At 40.4% G+C, this 8,710-nt stretch carries 7 protein-coding genes; 2 read left to right on the forward strand and 5 right to left on the reverse strand.

Translation table 11 applies throughout. From position 1 onward, the window contains the following. Positions 1–368: 368 nt before the first annotated feature. Both V7112_RS10415 and V7112_RS10420 read right to left on the reverse strand, forming a co-directional pair. Entirely contained in the window at positions 369–1,862 is a 1,494-nt protein-coding gene (locus tag V7112_RS10415; protein WP_335418746.1) for a peptide MFS transporter, read from the reverse strand. A gap of 207 nt (positions 1,863–2,069) precedes the next feature. After that, positions 2,070–2,435 carry a DoxX family protein gene (locus V7112_RS10420; protein ID WP_335418750.1) on the reverse strand — a complete coding sequence of 122 codons (366 nt, stop codon included), beginning with the start codon at positions 2,433–2,435 and terminating at the stop codon, positions 2,070–2,072. Between the two features lie 148 nt (positions 2,436–2,583). Between V7112_RS10420 and V7112_RS10425 the strand changes: the two genes are divergently transcribed. Further along, on the forward strand, positions 2,584–3,957 hold the full coding sequence (locus V7112_RS10425; RefSeq protein WP_335418753.1) for a hypothetical protein: 1,374 nt from the start codon (positions 2,584–2,586) through the stop codon (positions 3,955–3,957). 34 nt (positions 3,958–3,991) lie between these two features. Here the strand turns inward: V7112_RS10425 and V7112_RS10430 are convergent, their stop codons facing one another. From V7112_RS10430 to V7112_RS10440, 3 genes are all read right to left on the reverse strand, one after another. Next, positions 3,992–4,168 carry an SE1832 family protein gene (locus V7112_RS10430; RefSeq protein WP_335418755.1) on the reverse strand — a complete coding sequence of 59 codons (177 nt, stop codon included), beginning with the start codon at positions 4,166–4,168 and terminating at the stop codon, positions 3,992–3,994. A 186-nt stretch (positions 4,169–4,354) separates the two neighbouring features. Then, entirely contained in the window at positions 4,355–5,608 is a 1,254-nt protein-coding gene (locus V7112_RS10435; RefSeq protein ID WP_335418758.1) for an MFS transporter, read from the reverse strand. Positions 5,609–5,706: 98 nt separating this feature from the next. After that, positions 5,707–7,053, reverse strand: coding sequence for an alkaline phosphatase family protein (locus tag V7112_RS10440; protein ID WP_335418761.1), 1,347 nt, complete (start codon positions 7,051–7,053; stop codon positions 5,707–5,709). A gap of 167 nt (positions 7,054–7,220) precedes the next feature. Here V7112_RS10440 and V7112_RS10445 point away from each other — a divergent pair, with 167 nt between their 5' ends. Next, positions 7,221–8,585 (forward strand): MATE family efflux transporter, encoded by a 1,365-nt coding sequence (locus V7112_RS10445; protein WP_335418764.1) that lies wholly within the window; start codon positions 7,221–7,223, stop codon positions 8,583–8,585. Positions 8,586–8,710 lie beyond the last annotated feature (125 nt).

Below are 8,710 nucleotides of genomic sequence, written 5' to 3' on the forward strand. Positions count from 1 at the left end.
GCACCGAAATGTCTCTGAGACCATCGCTCAGAGACAAAACACTCTGGCGAAAGCACCGAAATGTCTCTGAGGCGCACTCTCAAAGACAAAACACTCGAGCGAAAGCACTGAAATGTCTCTGAGGCCTTCGCTCAAAGACAAAACACTCGGGAAAAAACGCTGAAATGTCTCTGAGACCCTCACTCAGAGACAAAACACAGCTCGAACGGGAAATCCAGGAAGTGAGTCCAAATGAAAGGTTGATTCGGACCGACCTAATTTGGGACTATCTTTAAAAGGAAAATCCCATTAAAAATAAAAAGTAGCGTGAGAATACTCTTCACGCTACTTTTATGTCATATTATCTTTTACTTAAACCAGTATTACTATTAGTTAACACCCTTCATGAATTTTTGGATCTTAGGTGATACGAATAATAGGATGATACCTAAAACAATCGATGCCCCACCAATTACTCCAAAATAAGTCATTTCTGTTTCAGGTGTATAGAACTTAACAAGCTGTGCGTTAAGCGCTTGAGCTGCCGCATTAGAAAGCATCCATAAACTCATCATCTGTGCTGTAAACGCAGCAGGTGCCAATTTCGTTGTAGCGGAAAGTCCCACTGGTGAAATTAATAATTCCCCAATAACAACAATGAAATAGCTGAGTACCAACCAAAGTGGATTAACTAAGGAATCTGTTCCACCAAAATAGGCTGGTAATAGAATGACAAGGAATGAAAGACCAGCAAACAGCAATCCTAATGAGAACTTTTTCGGTACAGAAGGTTGACGATTTCCAAGCTTAACCCACATCCATGCAAAAATAGGGGCAAACATGATAATAAATAATGGGTTTAGAGATTGGAACAAAGCAGGTGAAATATCAAAGCCTGCGAAATGTAATTGTGTTCGTGTATCTGCATAGTTAGCTAAAATCGTTGCACCTTGCTCCTGAATAGACCAGAACATAACAGCTGCTATAAATAATGGGATATACGCTAAGATTCTTGAGCGCTCCACATCTGTTGTTTTTGAACTGCGATACATCGTAACAAAATAAATAGTTGGGATTAAGAAACCAAGTATACCAATAAGTGCGATAAATGAATCAAAGGTAAGAATACCTGTAGGAATTGCAATTGCTACTAAAATTGCAAGAATGATAGCACCTATTACTATTTGAGTATAAACTTTTTTCTTTTCAGCTGGTGCAAGCGGGTTTGGAACGATTGTCCCAGCAAGGCCAAGATTTTTTTTCTTTGTAAGAACAAACATGATTAATCCTATGAACATACCGACAGCGGCAATCGCGAAACCTAAGTGGAAATTATGCTTCATTCCTACTTCACCAACGATTATTGGAGCAAGGAATCCACCAAGGTTGATACCCATATAGAAAATACTAAATCCAGCATCACGACGTGAATCTGTTTCACTATAAATCTCACCGACAACACTAGATACGTTCGGTTTTAATAATCCTGTACCGAGTACAATTAACACCATGGAAACAAAGAATAGAGTTATATTTCCAGGTATCGATAATGCAATATGACCTAACATAATTAAAATACCACCGTAGAACACGGCTTTTGATGTACCGAAGATCCGGTCTGCTAACCAACCACCAATAATACCTGACATATAAACAAGTGATCCATAAATGGACATGATGGCAAGGGCGGTGTGCTGATCAAGTCCTAGCCCACCCTTAGATACTTCATAATACATATAGAATACGAGAATTGCTCTCATACCATAATACGAGAATCGCTCCCAGAATTCTGTGAAGAAAAGAGTGAATAGTCCTTTAGGATGCCCGAAGAATCCTTTTTGAGGGACACTGTCCACAATTTTCTGTCTATTATAGCCTGACATAACAAAACCTCCAAAATAGTATATTGGTATAATAATTCAAATTGTTTCACTATGTCAAACTAATGAAAATTCCGATTTGGGATAATATTTTATAAGGTTTATAATTTTAGGTGAAATGAAAAGGCTTTTTATAATTGTTTTATTAAAAAAACAAACAGATTGCGGATGCAATCTGTTTAACACTTCCATAGTTGGATAGTTTTTCAATTATTTTTGGTGTGAATTATATAGAATGTATAATAATGCCAGCATGACAATATCGAGTCTTGCTGCAAATGCGAATTGTAGGAAGCCTGTATGTAAAATCGGAACTTTTACTAAAAGGATTGCTGCAACCATAATGACGAGTAACGGAATCGTTGCTTTTTTTACTTCCTTATTAATTGCGATGAGAATACCACAGATAATTTCAAGAATGGCGACTGCATACATGACAAATCCTGGTGCAGGTAATGGTAGATTCATAAAGACAGCGCTAAGTTCATTACTTAGAAGCTTCAAAGCGCTTGCTGTAATAAACACATAGGCAACAGAATATCGAATGAGATTCAGGCTAGAAAATGTTTTATGCATGATTTAATCCTCCCTTTTTCTATCACTCTATGCTGTAAGGGACAAACTATTCTTTGGAAAAAATAAATACACTGAAAGTAGTAGGTCGAACCGATTTTGAAAGATTGAATAAAATAGGCAAAAGACATCTTGGAGAGGATGATGTATTTTGTCATTTTATGATAGGGTACGACCAAGTGGGGTGATTGCCTATACTTCGGGTCATGGTGAGCAATATGATATTTGGTTTTTTCATGTTCAAAATGGGGCTCGGGTGCAGATTACCCATGGGCTAGGCGATTCATTTACAAAGCCTTTTTGGTCAGGGGATAACAGTAAAATCGCGTTTGTTGGGAAAAGTCGGATTGTATATGTAATTTACCTTGCAACAGGACGGATTGCGGCAATTGATCAACTCGGACCGAATGAGGATCTAACATTGGATTGGTCTCCAAATCATCGGACATTGGCTTATACAACGCGAAATCAAATTATGATGTATGATGTTTTGTCACACCGGTCAACAAGTATTTCAGCACCTGGCGCATCTGATGTTCAGTGGTTTCCAAGTGGACGGGAGCTCCTTTTTCAAGGAGTGGATTCTTCAGGCATCCAGCAATTATTCCGTATTGCTACAAATGGATCAGGGAGAAGACAAATTACGAAAAATACAGAGGGACCATTAAATGATGTTTCACTTTCTCCAGATGGAACAATTGCCCTCTATACGACACCGGGAGCGAGTATTTCACTGATTCGTACAGTTGATTTGTCTTCAGGAGAGGTATATGAAATTAAAGGCGGGGAGCAGGCGAAAAATTTCTACCCAACATGGTCACCGAATTCGGGGCAAATTGCCTTTAGTGCAACAGCCTACAATGAAGGAACCGGCTATTATAATGAAATACGTGTTGTCGGAAAAAGCGGTGGAAACGAGCGTGTGCTTACGAAGTCTTCTTGCTATGCAACACCGGTTACATGGTCGCCAGATGGTCGTTCAATTGCCTATTTATCTGGCTGCTCTGAACAGGAATTTGCTACGGAAATGTGGATGGTAGATTTACAGAATCCTTCACCTGTCATGCTCATAAGAGAACCTCTAATTGGGAATCTGAGCTGGTCTTCAGGAAAGACTCTTCCTGCAATCGCGGTTTATACAAATGAAACCTATAGAGTGCAATTCCATTATCCATCGAACTGGCATCAGGTGGAGAAGGAGAGATATGAAGGGGTAGATGGATTTTTTCAAATCTCTGCAATTGGCGGTGGAGATGATATTCATGAAGTGTGCCAGGGAGAGGCATTCCACAAATTAATGCCATATGGCTCAACCCCTCGGGTTTACCAAACAAGAATACGTGGTCAAGAGGCTTGCTTAATTTATCCATCTGCAGACCAACCACCTGAAATGAAACGGCAAGCAGCAGCCATCGTCAGATACCCTGCTCCAGTAAAAATTGAAGGTTCAACCTATAATTACTTCATTTTGTGGGCAGATGAAGCGCATCTAAGCTCAATAGCAAGAACGATTATGTTTCTATGAAAAAAGAGTTGCAACCGCTTTGGTTGCAACTCCTTTACATTTCACGCAGCTGTTTAGACAATGCGCTAATCTCTTCTTCGATTTCTCCAATTTGACGTTCCAATGGTGCGATATTGCCGTTCACAGAATCTAATTTTTCTAGATCATTTTGAAGGCGAACATAGTCTAGTTTTAGCTCGCGTAGTTTGTATTCAATTTCTTTTTTCTCCATTTATAGTCCTCTTTTTCGATTTTTTCCTCATTATAACATGCATTTCCCCGCATTAACGGGCAGTAAGACCCAAATTCAAGATTTTGAGGGAGTAAGAAGATATGTGGAGTCAACTGCCCGTAAAAGCCCGATTGGTTCAACTAACCATCAGTGGGGAAGAACCCCCCTACTGATGGAAGTTTCACTTTATTTCGCTTCGCTTGGTTCAGGAACACGAGATAGAATGATAAAACCAATGATGAACAGGATAACTAAGCTGAATACACCTGTATTTGACTTGCCTGTTATTTGCGCTGTTACACCAACTAATAACGGTCCCATGATTGCCGCGAACTTTCCAAAAATATTATAAAAACCAAAGAACTCATTCGCATTTTGCTTTGGTACAAGCTTTGCAAAATAAGAGCGGCTTAATGCTTGAATTCCGCCTTGGGATGTTGCAACAAGCATGGCGAGGATCCAGAAATCCAGGGTCGTTTTTAAGAAATAAGCATACACACAAACAATAATGTAGACGAAGATTCCTACATAGAGCATCTTTTTACCAGTGAATTTTTGTGCCAATCTTCCGTAAAGGACTGCAAATGGGGCAGCCACAACTTGTGTTACAAAGAGAACGATTAATAGATTTGTAGCACTGATTCCAAGATCTGTTCCGTATGCCGTTGACATCGAAATAACGGTGCCAACACCGTCAATATAAAAGAAATAGGCAACTAAGAACAAGAACACAGCACGGTATTTTTTGATTTCCTTAAAGGTGGTTCCAAGTCGTTTGAAGCTATTTAAGACTGGGTTTGGTTCACGCTCAATGTAGTAGCGCTGATGCACATTTTTAAAGATGGGAATCGAGAACAGTCCCCACCAAACCGCTGTGATAAGAAAGGCAATTTTGCTGGCAACTATTGCTGAAATCGGCAGTATTTCTTTTTGTGCAAGTAATATAATTGCAATTGCAAGTAGAAATGGAATCGTACTACCGATATAGCCGAGCCCATATCCGCGTGCAGAGACGCGGTCCATTTTTTCCTCATCAGTGACATCGATGAGAAAGGCATCATAGAACACATTCGCACCTGTTGCGCCTAGTGCAGCAAACGTATAAACAATTAATAAGAGCAGCCAATTATCACTTGGCATAAAGGCTAATAAAGCAGTAGCCAATACCCCTAAAGCAAAGAAGAATGTGAAAAATTTCTTTTTGTAGCCCTGGTAATCCGCGATTGTTCCTAAAATAGGACCAAGCATCGCTAAAATAAATGTAAAAATGGCAATGGTGTAACCCAGATAAGCCGTCGAATCTGCTGGATCGACGCCCGCATTCGTTGCTGCAGTCTTGTAAAAAATCGGGAAAACAGCTGTTGTAATAATAATTGAATACGCCGAATTGGCCCAATCATAATACATCCAACTCGATTCCTGTTTCGTAAAGCTCCTCATCCCATAACCCCCTTTAAAGTGAACCAGAGGGACGGTTCCACTGGTCCCTTAGCTATTTATTTTTGACTGGAACCAGGAGAACCGTCCCGGTGGTCCCATTATTTAAATGAAACTGAACCAGGAGATCTGTCCCCGTGGCCCCCGTGATCCAATAAATCCTCAACAACACGACCGTCGGTTTCTCCGAGGTCTAGGCCTAATAAACGGGCGAAGGTAGGACCTTCGTCTACTAGGTTCATGGCTGGAATTTCGATGTTTGGTCGAATTCCTTTTCCAGATGCGATGAGCACGGTTGTGTAATTTTCTTTTTCGGGTGAGTAGCCGTGACTTGCGAACGTATAGCGTTTTTCGCGGACATCTTCAGCTTGGATTTCATCAATATACTCACCTTCAAGTTGTTCTTTGAAATAGTAGCCGAGGCGCGCTTCTAGCATCAATGTAGCGTTGTCATCGGCTCCTTTTTGCTTAGTTTCACGACTAGAAAGAATGTGTTCGATTCCGTTGTCCTCATTTTTGCTTAGTTCTGTAAAAAGAGCATTTACCTGTTCTTGTGTTTTTGTATCATTTTTATCTTTGATATAAATATATGCTGAGCCATCACAGCTTTTGCAATAGGCCTTCCAATCTATCACTTTACCTTTATTCACGGAAATAAGTCCTGCTTTTTTTAATAGCACATTCGGCTTAACCGCTTTTGACTCATCTAATGCGCTATGGTCGCCTAATACTATGATGGTTGTTTTTTCAAAGATTCCACTTTCTTTAAGTGCGTTCATCATTCTACCAAGCCTTTCATCATGACGACGAAGGGCAGCCATTGCTTCATCCGAGGAAAAACCATGATAATGACGCTGGGAATCCAAATCGACAAAATGAACAAGCATCAAATTTGGCTTTTTCGTCTTAATCGTTTCGACCGTTGACTCGAGTACAAAATCATCAAGTTCAGGCTGGTTAAGGCCATTTCGTAGATGTCCAAATTTACGATTCATCTCCAATTGATAGAGTGGACTCCCGTTAAATAAGGAAACTAAAATTTGATTATGCCAAGGGCGATTTGCGAAAATCTCCGGCATGTTGTAATCGATATTTGCCTTTGCTGTGACCGGCCATAGAAGAGCGGCTGTCTTCATGCCTGCTTTTTTAGCTTCGTCATATAATGTCGTACTTTTTACATGACGTCTATGCCAATACCAATCCGGTGAAAGTCGTCCTGGCTGAATAAATGTATTGTTCACGATTCCGTGATTCCTTGGAAACTTACCAGTGACAATCGTCGCATGACAGGGATAAGTCACAGAAGGGTAGATCGTTTCAACATTCCGGCAATATGACGCCTGTTCTAATAGCTTCTTAAAATTAGGAAGCTTTTCGATGATGGGGAAATCTAGTGATGATAGACAGTCAAATGAAATAACGAGTAAGTGATCTGTAAGTCGAGACACATGGATCCTCCCCTCCAAAAGTCTTAATCTACTTTTAAATATAACAGAAAATTGGCAACTAAAATATGAAATTAGTGTAAAGGGAAGGGAAAAAAGTATTCATTTCGATGTCGGATGGAATATAATAATGGTTATGTGTTCGATTTATTGCAAAAGGAGAACGTGTCATGTACGAAACAAACACCATTAGAGAAAAAGTAAAATTGATTTTTGTGATGCTGATCCCGATTTTAATTACGCAGCTCAGCATGTTTTCCATGGTCTTTTTTAATACAATTATGACGGGTCGATTTAATTCCGCTGACTTGGCTGGAGTTGCGATTGGTTCTTCAATATGGAATCCCATTTTTACGGGTCTCAGTGCAATTTTACTAGCCGTTTCACCAATCGCTGCCCAAAGATTTGGGGAAAAGAAGGGCAATGAAGTATCGACAGTTGTATCAAGTGGGATTTACTTAAGCTTTATCATTGGTTTAGTGGTTATTTTAGCAGGAGTCATCTTTTTAAATCCGTTGTTAACGATGATGAATTTGCCCGAAAGTGTTCATCAGACTGCATATGATTATTTAGTGGGCTTAAGTTTTGGAATCATTCCGCTATTTATTTTTAATGTCCTGCGCTCATTTATTTATGCATTAGGGATTACGAGAGTAGTCATGATTATTTTATTGGTATCTGTACCCATTAATCTTCTATTAAACTATGTGTTGATTTTTGGGGCATGGAGCTTTCCGGCACTCGGTGGAGGGGGAGCAGGAATTGCAACCTCAATTACGTATTGGGTTATTGTTGTAATTACCGCTTTTATCGTGATTACGAAAGAACCGTTTTCTTCTTATAAGGTCTTCGTGGGGCTTAGAGGGTTTACCTTTAAAGAAAGCATGGAGATTTTAAAAATCGGTATCCCCATGGGGCTATCAACCTTTTTTGAAACAAGTATGTTTGCGGTTGTGACCATTTTAATTAGTAAATACTCAGTCACTACCGTTGCAGCGTATCAATCCGCTTTGAATATTGTTTCGTTCCTCTATATGATTCCGGTGAGCGTTTCGATGGCATTAACGGTTTTAGTTGGGTATGAGGTCGGTGCACACCGCTATAAGGATGCGAAAATATATAGTTGGCTCGGGATTGCCATATCCACAAGCATCGCTCTAGTAACAGGGTTATTTGTTATTTTCTTCCGCTACGAGGTGGCAGGATTGTATTCAACGGAGACAGCAGTCATAGGCTTAACTGCCCAATTCTTGATTTACGCTTTATTCTTCCAGGTGTCAGATGCCATTCAAGCAACAGCACAGGCTGCTCTAAGAGGATACAAGGATGTCAACATCGCGTTCGTAATGACATTGATTGCCTACTGGCTCATCTGCTTACCAGCGGGATGGGGGCTAGCTCACTTCACTGATTTGGGTGCGGCTGGTTACTGGATTGGTTTGTCATTTGGGCTACTCGCTGCAGGAGTCGGGTTATCCGCCAGACTCATCCATATTCAACGCACCCGGTTTTCGGAGGAGAAGATGGTTGGGTGATTTTGGTAGGTGCTTCTGTTCTCAGAGACAACTCGGGTGAACCAACAAGCCGAAATGTCTTTGAGAGCGGATCTCGTGGACAAAATCGAGCGTCGCAACGCATGAGATGTCTCTGAGGCAGGCTC

Source organism: Bacillus sp. JJ1566, assembly GCF_036962685.1.
Lineage (GTDB): Bacteria > Bacillota > Bacilli > Bacillales > Bacillaceae_L > Ferdinandcohnia.